This window comes from Citrobacter telavivensis, from assembly GCF_041807075.1.
Taxonomy (GTDB): Bacteria; Pseudomonadota; Gammaproteobacteria; order Enterobacterales; family Enterobacteriaceae; genus Citrobacter_A; species Citrobacter_A telavivensis.
This window is the reverse complement of sequence record NZ_JBGUBF010000001.1, coordinates 800,589-823,833: the sequence shown is the minus strand read 5'-3', so window position 1 is coordinate 823,833 and position 23,245 is coordinate 800,589. Positions and strand designations below refer to the sequence as shown.

Sequence of the window (23,245 nt, the reverse complement as noted above, 5' to 3'; positions counted from 1 at the left end):
GTTATGTGATTGCCTAACCTAATGTAAAGAAGTTTAAAGAAAATGCACCTGAAATCCGCTGATTAAGAAATGAAAAAGACGGCTTTTCAGCCGTCTTTGGGGTTTTAGCTGGCCTCTGACGGGGCATCAGCCTCACCGGGGAGAGGGTCAGGCAACTGCGGGGCAAACCCGCGCAGTCCGACCACGTGGACGTGTTCCGTATTCTGGAAAACTTTACGAACCAGCTTATAGGTGGTGCCCTTCTCCGGACTGATGTTTTCCGGTGCCGCGATGATCAACTGCATTTGCAGACGCTCGCACAGCTCGAACAGCGTCGCAATGGAGCGCGCATCCAGACGGGCCGCTTCATCGAGGAACAGCAGACGGCATGGGGAGATGTCTTTCCCGCGCAGACGACGCGCTTCATCTTCCCAGCTCTGAACCACCATCACCAGGATAGACATCCCGGTCCCGATCGCTTCACCGGTCGACAGCGCACCGGACTCCGCACGCAGCCAGCCGTCGGAACCCCGGTTGACTTCCACTTCCATTTCGAGATAGTTACGATAGTCCAGCAACTCCTCACCAATGGTCTGCGGCGTACGCTGCCCCATGTCGATCTGCGGATTCAGGCGCTGATACAGCTTCGCCAGCGCTTCCGAGAAGGTCAGGCGATTGCTGTTGAACAGATCCTGATGCTGCTCATGCTGTTCAGACAACACTTCCAGCAGCGTGGCATGGGTTTCACGCACATTCACGTTCAGACGCACGCTGTGAACCTGGCCGAACGATACGCTCTGCAGCCCCTGGTTGAGCTGACGGATACGGTTCTGTTCACGCTGGATGGTCTTGCGAATAATGTTTGCCACACTGCGTGAGCTGATCGCCAGTTTCTGTTCACGGGAAGTCAGCTCTTCGGTCAGACGGCCCAGCTCAATTTCCATCTGTTCGATGGCTTCCACTGGATCATCAGTACGAATGATATCCTGACGGATACGCTCGCGCAGGTGCTGATACACCGCGACAAAGAACTGGATCTTACGTTCCGGACGCTTCGGATCTTCCGACAGACGCAGAACGTCACGCAGATGTTCGTTATCAGCGACCGCCAGACGCAGCGCACCCAGCGCCTTATCCGACATGGAACGCAGTTCGTCACCCGAGAGATAAGCCAGCTCACGGCGGTGCAGGCGACGCTCGACGCCGCTGTCTTTCACCAGCCGCATCACTGCGCACCAGCCGGCTTTCGCGGTCACCACCTGCTCACGCATTTCATGGTAATCGCGTTCCAGCTTGCGAAGTTTGCGGGTCAGGTTATCCATCTCCGCTTCACAGAAGGTGAGCGCTTTTTCGAGCTGGTTACGCCGCGCACGGTTATTGCTGAGCTGCGCGTGCAGTTCATCGCGACGAATGCGCGCCCGCTCTTCCGCTCCACTGTCAGCACGAACGCCAATATCCTGCAACTCACGCTGTAGATCGTTGAGCAGCTCTTTCTTGGTGTCATAAGAGCTTTTCAGCGAGGCCAGAACCTGATTGTACTGACTCAGTTGCGCCGCATGGCCGCGCAGGGCTTCACGGGCGCGGGTACGTTCGGCTTCCGCATGTTCCAGTCGCTCACGCAGCTTTTCATTCAGATCGCTGTTGCCGCTGAGCATTTCCGCCGAGTCGGAATAGCCGAAGTGCGCACGACGCTGAACCACTTCAGTCAGCGCAAACGCCTGCTGACGCGCATCACGCTGCGTCTGCTGGGAATACGCGTAGTCTTCTTTCAACTGTTCGAACTGTTCCGGATCGCTCTGTAGTACCGAAACCATCGGTTCCAGTTTAGCCAGTTGGTTGCCGTGCTGCTGCACAAAGCGCGCCGCTTCCTGCGCTTCATCCAGACGCTCGCGGATCTCCTCGACGCGATCCGCCAGGCTGTCGTCAGCCAGCAGATTCAGACGCGGCAGCAGACGGTTCAGTGCGGCAACGCCTTCTTTGGCCTGCTCGTACTGCAGACGCTGCTGCTGGTTGTCATTTTCGTGAGCGGTCAGCGCACGTTCCAGTTCAACGCGACGACTGTTGAGCTGACGAATTTCAGCTTCCGGATCGGATTCAAACGCCACCGAAAGATGGCTACCAATGAAACGGCTGAACGCCTGATGCAGACGCTGCGTTTTCTGTACGTCAAAAGAGAGCGTGGCAAAACGCTCGGACAACCCTTCACGCTCGGCATGCAGAGTTTCGATACGATTTTCCCGCGCCGCGCGGCCAAACAGCGGTACGGACGGGAAGCGCGAATAACGCCACTGGCGATCGGCGATTTTCACCACCACCGCTTTTTCCAGTTCGTCTACGCTGAAGACGCTGTCATCAAACGACTGCGGATCCCCTTCAATCAGATACAAATCTTCCGGGCAATCCGTCAACCCTTCCAGTTGCTCGGCGATAAGCGACAGGTCCGGCACCACGATGGCATGGCGTGATGGGCCATACAGCGCGGAGAAGTACGGCGCATCCTCAAGGCTGACGTCGTCATAAATTTCTGACAGCAGCACACCGCCGAAGCGTTCCGCCAGCGCGTTCAGGCGCTGATCTTCCGAACCGCCAGGCTGACTTAAGCGTTCGATCTCTTCATCGACGGCATTCTTGCGCGCGCCAACTTCGTCGCGTTCCACAATCGCTTCACGTTCACGCTCGAGCAATTGCTGTAAATATTCAGTCACTTCCTGGCCAGAGGTGAACTCTTCGCCACACTGTTCGCTGAGCTGGCTCAGGCTGTTTTGTGCCGCAAGCCAGACAGGCGCACGCTGCATTAAGTGCTGAATGCGGGACTGTAGCTGTTCCTGCTCCTGACGCAGCGCCATGCGCTGTTCGTGCGCGCTGGAGACATTGTCAGACAGCGAGGCGATACGCGCCTCCAGCTCCTGGTGCAGGGCTTCCAGTTCATCAATATCGAAGTTTTTGCCCTGACGCTTACAGAATTCCGCCAACAGACGTTCGGCTTCCTGCTGCTCGCGCAGACGCTGTTCAAGTTCGCTCAGTCGCATGCGCAGCGGCTGCACCTGCTCCGCCAGGTGACGCTGATCAACGCCTTCACGCAACAGTTCACGCGCCACGCCCCAGGCCTCATTTCGCGCCAGCGGGCCATTGATCGCCACCACCAGCTGATACGCCTGCTCAAACTGACTGTGCGCGGTTTGCGACACGCTTATTTTCTGCTCCAGCGAGAGCATTTTTTCGGTCGCTTCCTGCTCTTTCGCCTGGAAAGTCTCCAGCCACTGGGCGGCGCTATCGGCCGTCAGATCCGGCAAATGACATACCGCTCTGGCGCGCTCCAGTGCGGAGATCGCCTGGTTGTACTGGATGGCACGGGTCTGCTGAACGTCCAGCGCCTGCTGGTAATCCGCCAGTTGGCTTTTCAGCTCATCCACTTCCAGCTCGGCAGCCTCGGCGCGGGCTTCGTTCTCTTCCTGGCGATCGGCAGCTTCCGCTACCACTTCGTTTTGTTCTTCGAGACGGATCTGCAACTCGTCGAGATCCGCTTCATAACGTTCAATTTTTTCCTGCTGACGCAGCGCCGTTTGCACCAGGTTCAGGTGATCGCTCGCTGCCTGATAATCGGCTTCGAGATCGCCTTCCGCGCCGTTGTGCTCGCCCAACTCACGCGCCATATCGACGTGCTTATATTGCTCCGCCGCCAGCTGTTTGCGCGAGGTGTACAGTTCACGACGAAACTCCAGCGCTTTATCGAGGTGGATCCGACGCTCATTGGCGTGGCGCATATAGTCCGCCGCCACGTAGTTGGTGGCTTCGCTGATCAGGTGTTTAAACAGATCGCGATCGGACTGGGTGACGCGAATAGCTTCCAGCGTCAGACGGTTTTCCCGCAGCGCGGCTTCCATATCCTGGAACGCCTTACGCACCCCGCTGTTTTCTGGCAGCAGGTAGTCGCGCAGAGAACGGGTGATCGCGCTGGAAATCCCGCCGTACAGCGAGGCTTCAATCAGGCGATAGAATTTACTACGATCGGAGGCAGAGCGCAGACGACGGGCGATGAGGCCCAGATCGAACATCAGCGAATGGTAGTCGGTTATCGAGTTGAACTGCTTAAACTGCACGCCTTCCATTTCGTCGAGCTTCTCTTTAAGCTCCGTCAACGGCAGGACGCGCGCCTGACGCTCGTTCAGCGTTTCCGTCACCAGCTGCGTGGGCTGCACCGACATCGGCAGCCCCTGAATGGCAAACGGTTTGATGTCGACTTTACGGTCGCGTCCGGCCACCTGCTGCAAACGTACGCCAACCACCACGCGTTGATGCCGCGAGTTGATCGTGTCCAGCATTGAATAGCAGACACCCGCTTTCAGCTTACCGTGCAGGCCTTTATCACGTGAGCCACTGGTCGCCCCGGCTTCGGTAGTGTTACGAAAGTGCAACAGGGTTAAGTCCGGGATAAGCGCTGTGACGAACGCCGCCATGGTGGTGGATTTCCCCGCGCCGTTCCCCCCGGAAAGCGTGGTAACCAGTTCATCCAGGTCAAAGGTGCGGGCAAAGAAACCGTTCCAGTTAATCAGCGTTAGTGAGCGAAATTTACCGCGTTCAATCATTATTCTTCTTCTCCACTGTCCGGCTGATTCTCTTCGGTCTCATCATTGAGCTGCAGGTGGTTTTCGACCGGCATCGCTTCGCCATCGCGAATCAGGCGACGCTGCGCTTCCCGCGGATCATCGCCACTGCGCACATCTGCGCCAAAGCGGAACACCGATTCCGTAATACGGAATTTGCTGCTGTCGTGTCCCATAAACCACACCATGCCTAAACGGCGCAGACGGTTTAACGACGAGCGCATTTTTTCCTGTAACTTCTGGCGGTCGACGTCGGAGCCGGTTGAACGGTTATTTACCAGCTTCAACAGTTTGGCTTCGTCAGCCAACGTCAGCAGCTCGTCATACAACTCCTGCTGCGTGAAAATCCCTTCATTCGCCAGCCGCTCCGGGCTGAGATAGAGGTAGCAAAGAATTTTACCGACCATCATGTCCAGTTCAGACAACACGGAACGCGGGATAATGGTCGTTGAACGCGGACGCAGGTAGAAAAACCCTTCCGGCGCGCGGATCAATTCCACGTTATAGCGGCTGTAAAACTCTTCCAGGTCGTCCTGAAAATCCATCAGAAAGGCATGATTATCCAGTTCATCCAGACCAATGTGACGGCCTGAACGTAATGCGCTATCCAGCGCTGGAAATAACGGATTCGCCAACGCCTGCGCCAGCTTAACCGGCATCACTTGTTCAATATTTGTCAATGACATGCGCCTGTACCTTGGCTCCGTAATCATTAATCGGCTGCCATTTGGCTGGCAGTCCGGTGAAGTCTGCTTGCGCTACGCCAAGACGTACCGCCTGATCGATAACAATGCGCGCAACGTCGAAATGACGCGCACGCGGGTATTGCGCAAGATACTCGCGCACTACCAGGCCGAGATCCAGCGGCGTCTCTTTCGATTTATAGATAGCCAGTTGGCCTTCGATAATCGCCGCCAGCTGTTCGCGGATCTCATTAAACTCTTCGTACTCTAAGTCCGGCGGAAGTTCCCCGGTAACCTCTTCATCGCGCAGCGCCATCTCTTCGTCGCGCATATCCAGCAGACGATCGGCATTGGCATAGGTCAGCGCCCACGGCTCGTCAAAATAGGTCTGTACCGACTGACGTAAGCGCTGGGCAAAGACGCGGTTTTTATCCATATCGATGGCAGTACGGATAAATTTATGAACGTGGCGGTCATAGCCGATCCACAGGTCGATCGACTGCTGGCCCCAACTGATAATACGATCCAGCTTGCTTTGCAGGTCAAACACCAGCCTGTCGACAAAATGCAGATCGTCATGGGCCAGCGTCGCATCCTGAATGCGCAGCAGATTGGCCTGTAATTTATCGCCTGCCGCTTCCAGCGTATCCTGCAACTCGCGCAGGGTGCCGGACGTTTCCGAGAGTAACAGCTCACAGCTCGAAATCGCCGCGCGCCAGTCTTTATTCAACAGCTGCGCGATATCATCTTTCACCTGCTGCTGCTGTTCATCCATGATGCGCTGAGTCAGATCGATGCTGTCGAAAATTTCTGCCACCGAATACTTGAGCGGCGCATAGACGTTGCGGTGCCAATGGAATTCATCACCGCCCTCATCGGCGGCATCCGCCGCGCGTTTGAGTTCACCCGCGACTATCGACAACTGCATCGACAGACGCAGTGTGGAAAATTCACGCTGGCGAATATAGTAATCCGTAATGCCAATGCCGAGCGGCGTCAGGCGATAAATCGCGTTCCCTTCTGCCTGCTCACTGGTAAAGCGGTTCAGCAGACGTTGACGCACCATATCGTTGATCGCATTGTTCGCGCGCACGCCAATGGTTTCGCTGGTTTGCTCAAACGCATCACTTACATGGCGGAACGCGTCCACCAGTTCGCCTTCACTCATCTCACCGTCCAGGCGCTCGCCGTTCAGCGTGGCCACCGCCAGCAGGAACGAGAGTCGGTCTACCGGCAGCGAAATAGTGAAGTCATTTTTTCTGGCCCAGGCAACCAGTTCGGGGACTGTCTGGGAAAATTCACTCATAGGTTATCCTTGCATCTGCGGTTTACGCGCGGTGACGTGAATGTAACGACCCAGGCTGACATACGGCTCCTGGCGACAATAACGCGTTTCTAATTCAAGCAATATCTCATAACAGTCACGCTGCTGATGTTTCTCACGCAGATAATCATGAAACACACGCACCCCGGTCTTCCCGGTGATCTGCCAGCCAATCTGTTCCAGCCACTGGTAAACCTGCCCTGGCTCACGCGGATAGTCTGGCGAAAGGGTACGCTTCTTACGCTTTGGCATCCCTATCTGTACGTAGTCAAAGTTCCCTGCCACCATGTTATGCATCAACAGACCGTTGGCATTGTAGAACATTAACGACAGTACGCCACCGGGACGCAATACGGACCACAGGGTCTCTAACACACTGACCGGATCGGCGACCCACTCCAGCACAGCGTGAAACAATATCAGATCAACGGGGCTTTCCAAATGCGAAGCAACATCCTGAGCGGCGCATTGTATAAAATGCATGTTGTGGCTCACATCTTTATCTTCTGCCGCCCGTTGCGCACGGGCGATCATCTCACCGGACAGATCGCACAGCGTCACGTGATGGCCACGCTCTGCCATTTTAATGGCCGTCTGCCCTTCACCGCCGCCGGCATCCAGCACCCGCAGTTTCTGCGAGCCGTAATCCGCCAGGACACGGTCGAGATCCTGCCACAGGATCGCCTGTCTTAGCTGCCCTTTTGTGGTGCCGTAAATATTACGGGAAAACTTCTCAGCAATGTCATCAAAATTGCGATCCCGCATCGGGCTCTCCACAGGCTGGCTTAGGTGTTCTCTGATAAAACCGCTATTTTGTCACACCCGCGCGGAGAATGAACCTCTCTGGTGTAATATCCCGATTATTCTTCTGCTATATGGTCAAAAAAGGAACCAAAAAGGATGCTTTTTACACTCAAGAAAGTGATTGGCGGCATGCTGCTGCCTCTCCCTTTTCTGCTCCTGATGATGGGTATCGGCCTGGCGCTGCTGTGGTTTAGTCGTTTTCAGAAAACCGGGAAGGTATTTATCAGTGTCAGTTGGCTGACGCTGTTCCTGCTTAGCCTGCAACCCGTTGCCGATCATCTGCTGCGCCCGATAGAAGCGAGCTACCCGACCTGGCAGGATACGCAGAAAGTGAAATACATCGTCGTACTGGGCGGCGGCTATACCTGGAACCCACAGTGGGCCCCCAGTTCCAACCTGATCAATAACAGTCTGCCGCGTCTTAATGAGGGAATACGGCTGTGGCGGGCCAACCCGGGTTCAAAATTGATTTTTACCGGCGCGAATGCCAGAACCAATCCAGTGAGTACGGCTGAAGCCGGCGCGCGGGTGGCACAATCGCTGGGCGTACCGGGAGAGGATATCATTGTGCTGGACAGGCCCAAAGATACCGAGGAAGAAGCCGCCGCCGTGAAGCAGGCCATCGGCGACGCGCCATTCCTGCTGGTCACTTCCGCCTCTCATCTGCCACGAGCGATGATTTTCTTTCAACAGGCCGGATTAAACCCACTGCCGGCTCCGGCGAATCAACTGGCCATCGATTCCCCATTGAATCCGTGGGAACGGGCGATCCCCTCTCCCGTATGGTTGATGCATAGCGATCGGGCAAGCTATGAGACGCTGGGGAGGGTCTGGCAGTGGCTGAAAGGGACTTCAGGCGAGCCAGGGCAGGAGTGATTTCGCGGCAAGATCAAAATGAGAGCGGTTGAAACGCCCGGTATTAACCAGTTGCGCAACTTCATCCCATAACACATATAACCAACGCCGCCAGATGAACGATTCCGCCACTGGCGCGCGTTGCAGGTAGTGCCAGAGCAACCCTTCCGCCAGCGTATTATCCACCAGCCGGAACAGTTCGTACTCCCGTGGCGCCCAGAGCATGATGCCTGGCCCCACCATCGCCAGAAGCTGGTCGCTTCGGGCATCTTTTAGCATGCTGCGCAGACTGAAATTGCCATGCACCAGCACACAGTTGTCGTTAAATCCGTCAAACAGCGCCGGCAGGCATTCGCGGGTGCGAAACAGAATGCGTTTATCCTGCATCGTCAGCCCGGTGTTGTTGAACTGGTTGAGCGTGCTCCAGAGCACCTCAACACGCTGTCGGTACCAGGAAGGCCAAATATTCTCCTGCGTATTATCCACCGCGCCGACGCAGCCGCGGCTATCCTGACGGTGCCAGGCCAGTAACCCTTCGACAATCTGATCTTTGAGCTGTTCCCAGCGTTCCGGCGTCCGGGCTGGCGCTTCAACCGGGACGCCACGTAGACGTTCCAGCAGTAAGACATCCGGGCCGGGATGCTCGTCGTGGGTCATCACACCATAAATAACCGGCATTCGCACGGTGCCACTACGCGCTAACATGGTGGTTTTCCAGGCCAGTTGCTGTGCGACCCCCGGCGTAGTGAAACTTTGGGCCATCAACGGCATCGGGTTGCCCTGACTGTCATAGAGCGCCCACAGCGCTGTGTCGACTTTTTCATTCACGCATTCAATGCGGCTCAGTTTTTCGCCCAGTAAATGACTTAATTCGGCGCGCAGCTGTTCCATTCAGATTGCCCTCATAAAAGCTACTGCTTTTATAATGAGCGCCACTCCGACAGATGTCACCCGGATGAGATCAATTGTTGAAAAGAAAAAACGAGGAAAATCGTAACGGTACGACACTCCTCTCACTAAAGAGCGGAGTGTCGTAAAGAGAATTAACGCATTTCAGCGCGAACGCGCTCGAGGTCTTCTGCGGTGTCAACACCGGTCCCGGGTACCTCTTTTGCCACGGCCACGTGGATTTTTTCGCCGTACCACAGCACGCGGAGTTGCTCCAGCATCTCAATATTTTCCAGCGGACTGGGCTGCCAGCTCACATAACGGCGGATAAATCCGGCGCGGTAGCCGTAAATACCAAGGTGACGCAGGAAGGTATCGCCAACGGTCTCCCGACTCTTCGCAAAACGGTCGCGATCCCAGGGGATTGTGGCACGCGAGAAATACAGTGCATAGCCTTCGGCATCCAGTACGACCTTCACCGCATTAGGATTGAACGCCTCTTCTGTACCGTGAATAGGTGCCGCGAGCGTGGCCATTCCAACCTGACGCTGCGCCAGGTTTTCCGCCACCTGGCGAATGATGACGGCCGGGATCATCGGCTCATCACCCTGCACGTTGACGATCACGGTGTCATCACTGAAGCCACACTTCTCGACCACCTCTGCCAGACGTTCAGTCCCCGACTGGTGGTCGACGCGGGTCATGCACACTTCCCCACCCGCAGCTTCAACGGCGCGCGCGACGTCTTCATGATCGGTCGCGACAATAATGCGCTCAGCGCCGGATTCACGGGCGCGCTCCAGCACATGTACAATCATCGGCTTACCGTTGATGTCCTGCAACGGCTTACCCGGCAGACGCGTAGAGGCGTAGCGGGCAGGAATAATGACGACAAAACTCATGATTTACGCTCATCAGCCGCTAACACGCGGGCCTCAGTTTCCAGCAATACGGGAATGCCATCACGCAGCGGAAAAGCGAGGTTATCCAGTTTGCAGATCAGTTCTTGTTTTTCCTGGTTGTACCAGAGTTTTCCGTTACAGACCGGGCAGGCAACGATTTCAAGCAGACGATGATCCATAGTTCCTCCAGATGGACCGGGTAGTGAATGAGGAGATCTTATCATACTCGCTCATGCGACTGCGTCTATTTCCCACCCCTGCCGACATTGTGCAAATATCCCTTCCGGACAGTGGCCCAGCGTCACGCGGGCGGCATTCTGCCAGCGGGCGAAATCGGTTATCGCCTGCTGTAACCCGTTTTGTAGCGTCACACCTGGCTTTACCCCCTCCTGCAGATAGAGAGAAATCACTTCCAGTACGCCGGTCTTACGGTGCATTTTGGCGTCCATCCGCCCCACCAGTTGCCCCCGGTGGAGCAAAGGCAGGACAAAGTAGCCATATTGCCGCTTTGGCGCCGGCGTGTAACATTCCAGCCGGTAGCTGAAATCAAACAGTTGCTCCGCACGTTTGCGATCCCAGACCACCGGATCAAACGGCGACAGCACCGCGCTATGTGTCGCGGTCAGCTTTCCTGCCTGCGCCTGTTCAAGCAGCGGCAGCATATCCGCATGCAACCACAGCGGCCCGAGGCTTTCGACCTCGACCGGAACGATCTGCTGCTGTTCAGCCCGCACGTCACGCCAGTTTTGTAATTCGGGACGTTTCAGACGGTAGTAATCTGCCAGCCACTGCTCGCGAAAAATCCCCAGGCTGCGCGCGCTGTTGTCCAGCATGACAGATTCCGCTTGCGCCCGTGGAAGCAGATCGCGTTCATCATCCCAGTGCGGCATGACGCGATGCGTGAGATCGTAGACACGTTGGAAATTACGCCGTTCAATCACCATCACCTTTCCTGCCGTGAACAGCCCTTCCAGATGTAGCTTGTGCGGCTTCCAGTCCCACCAGCCGCTGTTACCTTTACGCCGGTGCTCAAAGTCCGCTGAGCGAACCGGCCCGTTTTGATGGATATGCTGCAACAGTTGCTCAATTTCGCCAGCATGCTCTTTCATCCACGCCGCCTGGTACTTCCAGCCCATTTTTTCAGGGGCCAGCATCCGGTGGCGTATCAACGTGAAGTCACTGCGCGGCAGGAAGCAGGCCTCATGGGCCCAGTACTCCATCAACTCGCCCTGCGTCAGGGCGTCATCCAGCCACTGTATCGCGTAATCCCCCAGTCGGCTGAACAACACAAGGTAGGGGCTGCGGGCAACAATATTGATGGTATCAATTTGCAGCAGCGACATGCGGGTAATCGTCGGCAGGATATCGCTCGCCAGCGCGCGGCGGCGTGGTTTTTTTAACAGCCCCTGGGCGGCGAGATGAAGGTTACGGGCATCCGTAAGAGAGAGGTACGGCAACGACATTCATGATTCCCTCATTCATTCGCTGCCGTTATAGTGGTGCGCTAACGTATCAGCGAGATCAATTTTTCGAGTAATGTCTCAGGTTCTGTCCCCGACAGATGTGCGTCGACAGGGAGATACCACCAGTTGTCTTCAGCAAAGGCGCGGCACTTAACGGCGTCCTTCTCCGTCATGATCAGCGTTTGCGACGAGTTCAGTAAGCCGTTGACATCACGCGAAGTCAACGCCTGATGATCTGCCAGCGGAACACATTTCTGTGGCTGTACGCCGCAGGCCTCTAACGTGGCAAAAAAGCGTGGCGGATGACCAATACCCGCCATCGCCACGACATTTTGCAGTTGCGCGACATCGCGACGCTCACCGGTACGCAGGTTCACAGCCAGTCCTGCCGCCAGACGCATCGGGATCTCCCCCGCCTGCGGGATGCCACCGTTGACAATGACCGCATCCACCGTTTTCAGGCGACCGGCCCGCTCACGCATCGGGCCTGCCGGTAGCCACCAGCCGTTACCGAAACGACGCACGCCATCCACCACTACAATCTCAACATCGCGAGCCAGACGGTAGTGCTGAAGGCCATCATCGGTGACGATAATCTGTACATCGTGATGCGCCAGAATCGCTTTAACCGCGTCGGCCCGGTTGGGTGATACCGATACCGGTGCGCCGGTGCGCTGATAAATCAGCACCGGTTCATCACCCGCTTCTGCTGTGGTCGTTTCGGCATTCAGCAGTAAGGGATAAGACGCCGCTTTGCCACCGTAACCGCGGGAAACCACCCCAACGCGAAGACCGCGCCGCTGGAGCTGTTCCACCAGCCAGATCACTACCGGCGTTTTACCGTTACCGCCCGCCGTCAGGTTACCGACCACCACCACCGGCACCGGTGCACGCCAGGCGCGCTTGATCCCGAGCATATAACACAGACGAATACCCCCGCTCACCAGACCGTACAGCCAGGAGAGAGGGAGTAACAGTCGCCATAAGGGCGACTCACCGGACCAGATACGTGCGATCATTGGCCAAATTGCATTTTGTGCAGTTGCGCATAGACGCCGCGATGTTCCAGCAGTTCGCTGTGCGTACCGCGTTCCACAATCAGACCATCTTCCACGACCACAATTTCATCAGCCTGCTCGATGGTTGAGAGACGGTGCGCAATAACCAGCGAGGTGCGGTTTTTCTGCAGTTCGTCCAGCGCCGCCTGAATGGCGCGCTCTGATTCGGTATCCAGCGCTGACGTGGCTTCATCAAGGATCAGAATCGGGCTGTCTCGCAGCAAGGCGCGCGCAATGGCGATACGCTGACGCTGACCGCCGGACAGCAACACGCCGTTTTCGCCGATCACCGTATCAAGGCCGTCATCCATTTTATTGATAAAGTCCATGGCATAGGCCATACGAGCCGCTTCTTCGATCTGCTCACGGCTATACTGCTCAGTTCGCGCGTAGGCGATGTTGTTCGCCACCGTGTCGTTGAACAGATGCACGTTTTGCGAAACCAGCGCCACCTGATTACGCAACGAGGCCAGGGTGTACTCACGTAGATCGTGACCATCCATGAGGATTTCGCCTTCATTGATGTCGTAAAAACGCGTGATCAGACTGGCAATGGTTGATTTACCGGAACCTGAACGCCCCACCAGCGCAACGGTTTTGCCTGCCGGGATTTTCAGGTTGATATTGCGCAGAGCCGGCACTTCGCGGCCCGGATAGGTAAAGGTCACATTGCGGAATTCCAGATCGCCGGTCGCACGTTCAATCACGCGTTTACCTTCGTCTTTTTCCTGCTCGCTATCCAGAATTGCAAATAAGGTCTGGCATGCGGCCATACCGCGCTGGAACTGGGCGTTGACGTTGGTAAGTGATTTCAGCGGGCGCATCAGGGCAATCATTGACGAGAAGACCACGGTGATCGTCCCTGCCGTCAGGCTGTCCATAACGCTTGGGAAGCTGGCCGCGTACAGAACAAACGCCAGCGCCAGAGACGCTATCAACTGGATGATTGGATCGGAAATGGAAGAGGCAGAAACCATCTTCATTCCCTGCAAGCGCATCTTGTTACTGACTTTGTCGAAGCGCTTCGTTTCCACCCCCTGACCACCGAAGATCAGCACCTCTTTGTGGCCTTTCAGCATCTGTTCCGCGCTGGTCGTCACCTGCCCCATCGTATTCTGCATATTCTTACTGATGGCGCGAAAACGTTTGGAGACCACACGAATCGCAATCGACACGATAGGTGCCAGCACAACCAGGATGATCGACAACTGCCAGCTGTAATAGAACATCATGATGAACAGGCCGATAATGGATGCGCCTTCACGCACAACAGTAATCAGCGCGCCGGAAGACGAAGAGGCAACCTGTTCAGAATCGTAAGTAATACGAGAAAGCAGCGTCCCGGTGGACTGCTTGTCAAAGAAGGAAACCGGCATGCCCATCATATGACCAAACAGGCGACGACGCATGGTCATCACCACTTTTCCTGATACCCAGGAAATACAGTAGCTGGAGATATAGCTGGTGATACCACGTAAAATCATCAGCCCAATAACCACCAGCGGCATCCAAAGCAACACTGAGCGATCTGTTTTACCAAAACCATCGTCCAGTAATGGTTTGAGGAGCGATAACATGAAGGTATCGCTGGCCGCGTTGAGGATTAACGCAACACCCGCCACGATCAGACCCGATTTGAAAGGCGCAATGGTTGGCCACAGTCGGCGAAACGTCTGCCACGTAGAGAGATCTTTATCGTTATGCATTCAAGAAACCAGCATCTGTTGAAATAGCCGCATATTCTACCCGTTATCGTCTGACACGCCAAACCACTGATGATACCAACGAGGTAAAATTTGCTCCCGCAGGCTGATGACCTGCCAGCCCTGTGTTGAAAAATCCAGCGAAATTTGCCCCTGATGCGGGGTATCACACCACCTGTACCCCTGTTGCTGATAGCGCTGCTTCACCTTGTGGGACGGCAGCCGCCAGGCGTTGTAGCGTGATGCCGAGGCCAGCGCCGCCCGGCCATTGGCGCGTTGAATGAATGCCAGTGAAGAAGAACTGTTGCTGCCATGATGTGGTACCTGGACTACCGTCGCTGAAAGATGTTGCCAGTAATGGCTTAACATTTTCTGTTCCGCCGGGGACTCTATATCACCCGTCAGCAGAATACTGTGCATGCCATCATCAATCTTTACGACACAGGAGTGGTTATTTCCCTGCGTCTGGTCCCCCTTCAACGGCCAGTGCACGCTAAACCGCAATCCCTGCCATTGCCACGTCTCGCCACGATAACAGGGCAAATGGCCCGGCCAGCCTAACGGGCTGCGTACCCAAAGCGTTGGCCAGGTTGTCTGTAAAGAGTGTAGTCCACCGCGATGGTCGAGATGCTCATGGCTGAGAATGATGCCCTCTGGCTGCAGATGGTGCCAGCGCAGCCATGGAATGATGATCTGCTGCGCGCTGTCACCCCCCGGCCAGGCCAACCCGGTATCGTAGAGTAACGCTTTGCCGTTGCGGGCGATGACCATCGACAACCCTTGTCCAACATCCAGCATGTGCACCTGCCAGGCGTCGGTACGTGTCGGACTCCAGAACGGCCAACTCAATAGCGCCAGCGTCGCCAGACAGAGGCCGGGAAAGATGCGCCATGCAACGAATCGCCAGCCGAGTAACATCAGCCAGGGGACAAAGACCAGCCACTGCCAACGAACATCAACATTGATCCACCCTGCAGGCAAGAGCTTAAGCGCCCAGAATAACGTGGCCAATGAACGATCGGCCAGATACCAGAGTCCGCCCTCGAGAAACAGCGGACCGGTGAGGTGAACCACCATTCCAGCGAGGATCAGCGGAACGCTGACAAACGTAACCAGCGGAACAGCAAACAGATTTGCGACTAAAGAGGTCAGGCTGATACCGTGAAACAGCGCAATTTGTAGCGGCAGGAGCAACAGGGTAATCCCCAGTTGCAGATGTGCCAGTTCAACAAGCAAACGCCCGGCGCGCGGTAAGCGCAAGGCAGGACAAGGAAACCATTGATACCAGAACAGCAACGCCGCAACGGCAAAGGCAGAAAGCCACAGGCTTTGCGAGATTACAGCAACGGGATCGACAACCAGAATGGCCGCCAGACAGCAGCACCAGACCGACCAACCGCTCCATTGCCGTCCGCTTAATTTCAGTGCCCCCCACACCAGCAGCGCCACCACCGTGCGTAATGCCGGGGGTTGCAGTCCGGTCAACCAGGCATAACACACCGCGCAAATAAGCCCACCAATCAGCGGGTGTTGCCAGCGGATCCCGGCGACCGGCAACAGAAACTGCACACCCCGCAACAGAGCGGCTGCCAGTAAAGCCGCGAAAGCGATATGCAGGCCGGAAATCGCCATCAAATGCGACGTACCGGTATCACGCATAATCGCTTTGACCTCCTGCGGGACCAGCAGGCGTTCTCCCATCCCCAGCCCCAGAATGACCTGCTGCCAGGAATAGTTCTCCAGAGAGGCGGTCAGCGAGGCGAGATAGCGAGCCCGCCAGCTGCATCCGCTGTCGACCACCTTTGCCTGCAAAAAGCGACCGGTGAGCGGCTGATGCTGTGCTAAGGCATAACGTTGGCTGTCAAATCCGCCGTCATTCAACTCGGCGTGAATAGCGCGAACCTTCAGCATCATCGCCCAACGTTGCCCCGCACACGGTGCTATCGGCAAGTATTGGTCATAAAGCACAATGCCTACGGCAGGGAAAAGTCGATGCCCATTAAGATGCGTGATCCGCCCGGCATGTGTTGTCATGTTATCCGTGGCCGTAAGCTCTACGACCGCCTCCTGCGTGGCGACTGGTAATGTATTTACCGCCCACAGCGACTGCTTCGCCGCCATGACGCCCCAGAGAAAAAACAGCAGGAGGAGCCCGGCACACTGCGCCACTTTCCAGCGGAGCAGAGCGAGCAGACAGGCCAGCGCAAACAGGACGCTCACAACCACTGAACCTGGAAGCGTGGGCAGCAAGAATAAAGGGAAGATCCCCCCTAATGCGCACAGACTAACCGTCGTTATTTTCATGGACACCTCCCTGTCAGAGAAAGTGTGCCGCTTTGCACTGTGGTTGTCTGGTGGCGTTTTAGCAACTTACAGCAAGCGTTCCGTTATTTTCGCGAGTAGGCTGAGATGTACAAATACAAATGCGAAGTGGATTCCAGTTATCTATATTTGACGGCCCCCAGAAAGGAAAAAGTACCTTAACGGTGACACCACTAACTTAAGATATTTTATTGAAGGGAAGAGCCTGTCAGTCATTCTGTGTCACTACCCGTTCTTTAAACTTTAAAAGAGATCGCCCAGACGGTCACCGTGCTCGATAATCAAATGACTCATTACCCGCCACCCTTTCTGTATCGGCATACTCCATTTTTTCGACGTATCTTTGCTCGCCAGAGAACTAACCTTTCGCACTGAGCCATCTGTCAGGAACATGTTGCATTTTATTATGGAGGTCCGGATCACGCTGTTCAGCTATACAATCGCGTTCGTAGTGCAGATAGATTTTCGAATCTCGGTGGGTAACTGAAAGGGATTTTGAGTTTGCCCAGTGGACACACCCGCTTTTGCTGATTTGTAGATATCTCTCACCCCCCCAGGCTTCAGCGAACGCATGCAGCGCCACACAGTCACCGGAGGTGCGTTCAGGACAATATCTCTTATCATCCAGAGTTGCATAGCCCAGTTGATAACATTATGGGATAAAGACCAACAATCACAACCAGATATAGTCAGCCCTCATGGAGTCTGATGCAGATGATATCCGTGACCAACGTTCACTGAATTGATACGACAAGGAATATACTAATTAATTTGAAGCCCGCCTGGGGGCGGGCCTAAATTTAGAGTCGTTCGATTTGAACGGAGGCCGTCGCGTAGATATTACCTGCTACGGCTTCCTGATGATTCAGTTGTACCAGTTGCAAGCCAAAAGTAGTGTCTTCATTAGCAATTAAAAGACCAGTATTCACACTAACGACTTTATTGTCGCTATTAAAAATACCAATGCCCAGGCCTTTGGCGGCTGTTTCATCAGTGAGACTGTTGGCCAGCGCAGTACCATCCGCATTATCCGCGACACCCAGGATTTTATAAGCAATCTTGCCTTCAGTAACCAATTCGCTACATTTCCCGTCAACGGACAGGTGGATCACTTTAGGATTTGTCGCTTTATCACCCTGTTTAATCAGCGCGTCGGGTGTTTCAATGATAGATACAGAGCTTTCACTCATGTTGACAGCACAAGTAGAATAATCATCTTTTACCGTTCCGTTGATAGTGAGCGTTGATGCTGTATCAGCATTCGCCATACCGGAACAGGTCAGAAAAATTCCTGAAATAACCAGACTTGATAATGTATTCTTCATTACGTTCTCCTTATTACCCGTTAACGGGGTTATTACAACCGCTCGATCTGCACTGTCATGTTGGTTTGCACATTGCCCGGCGTTGCTTCCAGGTTTTTCAATTGAACCAGCGTTAAGTTGAGGGGGAAAGAAACTGTCAAATCAGTCGGCTTACCGTCCAGCTGTTTTGCCGAGGGGAAGAAGGCAATAGTTGAGTTAGGAACGAGAACATTATTGAACATATCGGTCAGCCGTATACCTACCCCCTGGGCCGCAGAACTTTCTGATGCGGTGTTAGCAAGGACGTTACCCATTGCGCTATCGACAGTACCGATAAATTTCAAGCCAATGTTTTTATAGCCTTCATTGGCATCGCAGGAGTCGCCACCTAACTGGATGTAGACTTTGTCGTCTGAGCCGTAGGCTGGTTTGTCCTGCAGAGGAAGAGAGCGTTCATCATGATGCAGATTGATGACATATTTGCTCATTAATACGGTACAACTGCTTGGTGCAGCCTGCAGCTTTCCGTAAATATTGAGACCATGTTGAATATCTTCAGCATGCGCGCTAAGCGCGCCAACAAGAAGTACGCAACCTAACGAATATGAGAAAGTGAGTTTTTTCATTTGGTTACTCTCCGGGACGATACTTTGTTTTCAATATCAAAATATCTAAGATTTTGGTGAGGGAATTAAAGACGTTCAACCTGGATAGTGAGTGTACTATTCACATTACCCGCTGTAGCTTCGCCTCTTTTAAGGGTTACCATTTCCAGTCCAATATAATCCGATCCGGTGGCTGGCATGATGTCTTTCAAATTAATAATGTCGCCATCTTTTTTAAATAATCCGACACCGACATTTTTTGCGGCTTCTGGTGAAGTGTCCATATTGGCTAATACGCTACCATCAACATCGTCAGCAGTGCCCAGGAAACGATAAGCAATATGGTTTTGCATTAACAATACATAGCACTCACTATTACCAGAGACAGTTACATTCACAGATTTACTGGCAATGTTTTTTGTGCCCTGAATCAACAATTTATCGACATCGGTTTGCAGACTTATCGTGGCCGGATTGATATTAATTGCACATGCCGCATCTGCATTAGTTGCGTTGCCTGTAATTGAGAGCGTTGCAGGCATATCGGCAGCCTGACTGGCACCCGCCGTCATAATAAGGCATGTGAATAGAGCAGAACGCAGTTTATTCATTTGATTGCTCTTTTGATAAAAAGCGAATACCCCTCGCTTAACACGAGGGGTAGATAATTACAGGCGCTCGATTTGAATCGTCAGTGCACCTTGTACAGAACCCGCTGTCGCTTCCACACCGTCCAGCTTAACCAGACCCAGGCCTAAATGAGTGGCATCTGTGGTTGCAGGCAAGGTGTCTAAGTTGATATTCACTACCTGGCCTTCTGGGCCATACAGTGCAATACCGATGCCGCTCGCCGCACCCTCACCTGCTGCGGTGTTTGCAAGTGATGTGCCTGCTGCAGCATCCGCAGTACCGAGGAATTTGTAAGCCATTTTCCCCTGGGACACCAGATCCGCACATTGATCATCCCCTGTGATCGACAAGGCAACAGTGTCAGCCGGGGTGTTCGTGACCCCCTGAGCGACAAGTTTAGAAACATCTGCGCTCAGAGCAATAGAAGACTGCCCAAGGCTGACGGTACAGACGGACTGGCTTGCTGTCACGGTGCCGGACACGGTCAGGGTTGCAGATACATCGTTAGGGTTGGTTTCAGCCTGAGCTGCGCCCATAACGAATAATGCAGAAACAGCCAAGCCTAAAATTGTTTTGTTCATAAAAATATCCTTATACTTTTTTAATGTGAGCGAAATAGGTGAAGTGTTCTCATTTATGAATAAATAAGAATCCTTCCATATTTCGCTTTTATTAATTATAAATAATTTACTCTCAATGTGATTTGAGCCTTAACTTTCCCGGCCGTAAGAGGCTGGTTCGTTGTGGCATAACGCACTGAAAGCGGCACAGCGACATTGACCTGCTGCGTTGATAATGAAATATCAAACGGATGAAATGGCGTCATGACACTGCCATTATAAAGCATTTCAATACCAACACCTGTCGCAGGATTGACCGGTGCGACATTTTTAAAAACCGTTATCTTATCTGGCTCGATGGCACCTTCAATATTTATGCTGACCCTTGTGGTATTGATACATTGCAAATTAACACCTACTGGATAGTTTTTACTCTCTGTGCTGCCAGATAGATTTTTAACATCAACAGGAGGTAATTCAATTTGTGCCTGGTCCGCCAAAATCGCACAATGCGCTTTGGCAGATAAAACCGTCATTGCCAGATTAACAATCAGTGAATTATCACTAAGTGAGATCAGAGAAGGCAGCCGAATCGTGCTGGTGCCACCCTGAATAATGCCGGTCTTAATAACTTCGATGCGAAGTTTAATATCATCGGTGTTGACCGCTTTTTTCGATAAGTCAGTAAAAGATGTGTTAAACGGTAACACCCACTCTTTTTTGGCCATGCCGGGTTTGTCATAAATGACGGTAATTCGTAACCCCACACCGGGCAAGGAGGTTCTGAAAATATTATTCCCGCTCTGTGCGGTGTTCATTCTTCCATTCAGAACACGTTTTATCTCATCAAGGCACGACGTGGTGATGTCATGGTGTGAACCAGTGAACTGCGAGAGCGTTTTCTCATTAACATTTAAAACCGTCCCGACAGACGCCGCGCTCGCGTTATCCGGCATCTGTACCGTTAACAGGATCGTCAGATTAGAATGTGCCTGATGTTCCTGAGACTTACAGTCCTGTGCACAGACATTTAACGCGCAGGCACTCAACATCACTGCAGTGGCTATTTGCCAGAAGGAAAACTGTGTCATCGTCTGTTCCTCAGTGACATTCGATATCTAGCAGTGCGATAGCTAATTTCACCGACCCTTTTTGCGGAATGGTGAAAGGCGCGGAACACTGTTGATTGTCACCCCAGGTGAAATTCACCGTACCTTTGTCTGGTGCAGAGTTCAGATAAGTCTGGCCCTGATCTCCTACGTACCAGGTGTCGTCATTGCCTTCTATGCGGGCGCGGGCGCCAAACGGCAAAGGTTGACCCTTATAGTTCACCGTCATCACCACTTTTCGTCCGCTTATGGCTTTAAAGCGGGCCAGTACGATCGCATCTTTTGTCGGTATAACTTCTGCTGAGGTGCTGACAAAATCGACCTCTTTGTTGGTCTGCGGATCGACACTCAGGGCATTGCGATGGTAGGACTGCAGGTCGGGTACAATAGCAAATCCGCGAGAATCGGTTTTAATATTTTGGCTGTTCCCCAGTTCGACATTTTCAGCTCCCGGGATAGAGACCAGCGCCTGGCTACCGTTGGAAAAACGTCCCAGGGTGACACCACCTTTGTGCACAAGTAGATTTCCCGACGCGTTCCAGGAAACATATTGATTTTCATCGGCGTTGTAGGTCATGTTAAATTCGCCGCGATTCCCCTGATAATCGATGCCCGCAGAAGCACTTTGCGTGTCACTCTGCCCATTCTGCATGGCATAGGACATCTGCGTATTCCAGTTCAGATCCTGCCTGTCACCCACACGCCCGGACACCCCCACCTGATTCGACAGATCGCCTTTCAGACCGCTGGTCGCACTGTAGTTGAGTATCGGCTGAGCGGCTGGGAAAATGCTCCCCAACGGCACAGAAAGCGTTAGCGCTAACTGTTTATCCCACTCGGAAGCGCCTTCGTTACGCGTCATACTCCACGCAAGTGAAAAACTGACGCTTCCCCACGAGCCGTTCCAGCCTAGTTGCCAGGAACGCGATACCGAATTGTCCTGATTAGACGTGCGGCTCAGCGTGGTGAAGAAGCTGTGCTCGTCGGTAATAGACTGATTGATAGTCAGGTTGTACTCACGCTTTGAACGCGTATCGTCGAACAAAACGTCGGAATCAGCCCAGTCGCTGAATGAAAGGTAGTGGTGTCGGTAATAACGGTTATCCATCTGAATTTGCGTACCCGTTTCAGGAATGCTGTTCCGGTAGGTCAGACGAATCATGTCACCCTTAAACATGGGCGAGTTTCCACGCACCCCTTGACTCTGCGTCATGTCTATTGCAATGCCGCCCGCACGTTTCAAATCAAGACCTGCACCAAGACTCAGAGCCTTATATTTATCCTGATACTGAAAACCACCATAGGTGGTGATATCAAACGGCAGCCCCCAAGAAAGCGTCGCCTGCAACAGTTCAGGCTCGTCTTCCGCGCTGTTGCTGTTTGTCAGATACCGACCCGTAGCCAGGCTGTATTTCATCTGATTCGCACGCAGTAACTGCGGTACGTTCGAGTATGAAACCGTACTGTGCGTTTCTGTCCCGTCGGCTTCGGTAACAGTGACATCCAGCTTGCCACCGTTCGACACGGAAGACAGATCCTGAATAATAAACGGACCTGGCGGAACCGACCGCTGATAGATGATATAGCCGTTACTGCGTACAGTGACCTGGGCGTTACTCTTCGCAATCCCGCGAATGAGTGGCGCAAAGCCCGTTAGCTGGTCGGGCAGCATGTCGTCATCAGAATTGAGCTGCCCACCACGGAGCATCAGACTGTCAAAAATGTCGCCCGGGGTACTGAAATCACCGACGGTCAGTTCACCTTTCAGGGAACGGACTGCAGTTTCCACATAATTGGACAGTGTTTTCCAGCCGTCATCATTGCCAAGAGTAGAATTATTACGATACCGCCAGCGACCAAAGTTAAATCCATTGGTCAGATTGGCAAACACCGTATCCTGAGTATTGTTGGTGCTATGGATATATTGTTGTCCGGAAAGCTGGTACATACTGATGAGCGCAGGAACACCATCGTCCCACTCGTCTTCAGGCACACCGGTCAGTGATTCATCACGCATCACGATCTGAGGAATAGAGATATCCAGCGTCAGTTTTGAAAAATCAAAATCTGCCTTCGTACCAGGAATTTGCTCTTGCATATTCATGCAGGCATTTTTCACGCTATTATCCTCAGCTTTCGAAGCAACATTTTTCAAATCCACGCCCAGTTTCTGATAGATTTTAAAAGAAAGACAAGGGATCAACTCTTTCTTATCATTCAGCTCAAATCTGATATCCGAAACCAACGATGGCTTTCCGTTGACATTAATTTGTACACGATAAGTCCCTGGAGGCTGGTAGCCCTGACTGAGCAGACTCGTGTCATTAATCACTGTATTACCGTTTGCTGATTGTAATAAGCCAGGATCGAAATACTCCCCGGCATAAACTATTTTTGAAGCTAACATAGATACGACCAGGCATAACTTACTTATACAGCGCATGACATCCTG

The 23,245-nt window shown here is 53.5% G+C and carries 19 protein-coding genes; 1 reads left to right on the top strand and 18 read right to left on the bottom strand.

The annotated features are described in order from the left end of the window. Positions 1-104: 104 nt before the first annotated feature. Genes mukB through cmoM form a run of 4 tightly spaced genes read right to left on the bottom strand, consistent with a single transcriptional unit; the run spans position 105 to position 7,355 of the window. A complete protein-coding gene (mukB, locus tag ACERJC_RS03875) occupies positions 105-4,565 on the bottom strand; it encodes a chromosome partition protein MukB (RefSeq protein ID WP_152405243.1) in 4,461 nt (1,486 codons plus the stop codon). Then, on the bottom strand, positions 4,565-5,269 hold the full coding sequence (gene mukE / locus ACERJC_RS03870; protein WP_286633037.1) for a chromosome partition protein MukE: 705 nt from the start codon (positions 5,267-5,269) through the stop codon (positions 4,565-4,567). The genes mukB and mukE overlap by 1 nt, the downstream gene beginning before the upstream one ends. Next, positions 5,250-6,572: a chromosome partition protein MukF gene (gene mukF / locus ACERJC_RS03865; RefSeq protein WP_152405245.1), complete on the bottom strand. Its 1,323-nt coding sequence runs from the start codon at positions 6,570-6,572 to the stop codon at positions 5,250-5,252. Before mukF ends, mukE begins: the two co-directional genes overlap by 20 nt. Before the next feature lie 3 nt (positions 6,573-6,575). After that, the gene (gene cmoM, locus ACERJC_RS03860) at positions 6,576-7,355 is read right to left on the bottom strand and encodes a tRNA uridine 5-oxyacetic acid(34) methyltransferase CmoM (RefSeq protein ID WP_286633036.1); all 780 of its coding nucleotides are present in this window, start codon (positions 7,353-7,355) and stop codon (positions 6,576-6,578) included. A 135-nt stretch (positions 7,356-7,490) separates the two neighbouring features. Between cmoM and elyC the strand changes: the two genes are divergently transcribed. After that, a complete protein-coding gene (elyC, locus tag ACERJC_RS03855) occupies positions 7,491-8,270 on the top strand; it encodes an envelope biogenesis factor ElyC (protein WP_373671070.1) in 780 nt (259 codons plus the stop codon). Here the strand turns inward: elyC and ACERJC_RS03850 are convergent. The 14 genes from ACERJC_RS03850 to ACERJC_RS03785 all read right to left on the bottom strand — a co-directional run bounded on the left by ACERJC_RS03850 (position 8,247) and on the right by ACERJC_RS03785 (position 23,236). After that, on the bottom strand, positions 8,247-9,140 hold the full coding sequence (locus tag ACERJC_RS03850) for a YcbJ family phosphotransferase (RefSeq protein WP_042320190.1): 894 nt from the start codon (positions 9,138-9,140) through the stop codon (positions 8,247-8,249). The genes elyC and ACERJC_RS03850 overlap by 24 nt on opposite strands. A 152-nt stretch (positions 9,141-9,292) precedes the next feature. Beyond that, positions 9,293-10,039 (bottom strand): 3-deoxy-manno-octulosonate cytidylyltransferase, encoded by a 747-nt coding sequence (kdsB, locus tag ACERJC_RS03845; protein ID WP_373671069.1) that lies wholly within the window; start codon positions 10,037-10,039, stop codon positions 9,293-9,295. Continuing rightward, positions 10,036-10,218: a protein YcaR gene (ycaR, locus tag ACERJC_RS03840; RefSeq protein ID WP_042320194.1), complete on the bottom strand. Its 183-nt coding sequence runs from the start codon at positions 10,216-10,218 to the stop codon at positions 10,036-10,038. Before ycaR ends, kdsB begins: the two co-directional genes overlap by 4 nt. 51 nt (positions 10,219-10,269) lie before the next feature. After that, positions 10,270-11,502, bottom strand: a complete 1,233-nt coding sequence (locus tag ACERJC_RS03835) for a winged helix-turn-helix domain-containing protein (protein ID WP_286633032.1) — start codon at positions 11,500-11,502, stop codon at positions 10,270-10,272. A 41-nt stretch (positions 11,503-11,543) separates the two neighbouring features. Further along, a complete protein-coding gene (gene lpxK / locus ACERJC_RS03830) occupies positions 11,544-12,521 on the bottom strand; it encodes a tetraacyldisaccharide 4'-kinase (protein ID WP_373671068.1) in 978 nt (325 codons plus the stop codon). Beyond that, positions 12,518-14,266, bottom strand: a complete 1,749-nt coding sequence (gene msbA, locus ACERJC_RS03825) for a lipid A ABC transporter ATP-binding protein/permease MsbA (protein ID WP_152405251.1) — start codon at positions 14,264-14,266, stop codon at positions 12,518-12,520. Before msbA ends, lpxK begins: the two co-directional genes overlap by 4 nt. A 36-nt stretch (positions 14,267-14,302) precedes the next feature. Continuing rightward, positions 14,303-16,567 carry a ComEC family protein gene (locus ACERJC_RS03820; protein ID WP_373671067.1) on the bottom strand — a complete coding sequence of 755 codons (2,265 nt, stop codon included), beginning with the start codon at positions 16,565-16,567 and terminating at the stop codon, positions 14,303-14,305. A gap of 261 nt (positions 16,568-16,828) precedes the next feature. After that, entirely contained in the window at positions 16,829-16,957 is a 129-nt protein-coding gene (locus ACERJC_RS03815) for a hypothetical protein (protein WP_373671066.1), read from the bottom strand. Positions 16,958-17,385: 428 nt separating this feature from the next. Beyond that, on the bottom strand, positions 17,386-17,910 hold the full coding sequence (locus ACERJC_RS03810; RefSeq protein WP_373671065.1) for a fimbrial protein: 525 nt from the start codon (positions 17,908-17,910) through the stop codon (positions 17,386-17,388). 32 nt (positions 17,911-17,942) lie between these two features. Continuing rightward, on the bottom strand, positions 17,943-18,515 hold the full coding sequence (locus ACERJC_RS03805; RefSeq protein ID WP_373671064.1) for a fimbrial protein: 573 nt from the start codon (positions 18,513-18,515) through the stop codon (positions 17,943-17,945). A gap of 65 nt (positions 18,516-18,580) precedes the next feature. Continuing rightward, positions 18,581-19,105, bottom strand: a complete 525-nt coding sequence (locus ACERJC_RS03800) for a fimbrial protein (protein WP_286633027.1) — start codon at positions 19,103-19,105, stop codon at positions 18,581-18,583. Between the two features lie 57 nt (positions 19,106-19,162). Beyond that, the gene (locus ACERJC_RS03795; protein WP_373671063.1) at positions 19,163-19,705 is read right to left on the bottom strand and encodes a fimbrial protein; all 543 of its coding nucleotides are present in this window, start codon (positions 19,703-19,705) and stop codon (positions 19,163-19,165) included. Between the two features lie 95 nt (positions 19,706-19,800). After that, on the bottom strand, positions 19,801-20,775 hold the full coding sequence (locus ACERJC_RS03790; protein WP_373671062.1) for a fimbrial protein: 975 nt from the start codon (positions 20,773-20,775) through the stop codon (positions 19,801-19,803). Between the two features lie 10 nt (positions 20,776-20,785). Beyond that, positions 20,786-23,236 (bottom strand): fimbria/pilus outer membrane usher protein, encoded by a 2,451-nt coding sequence (locus ACERJC_RS03785; protein ID WP_373671061.1) that lies wholly within the window; start codon positions 23,234-23,236, stop codon positions 20,786-20,788. Positions 23,237-23,245 lie beyond the last annotated feature (9 nt).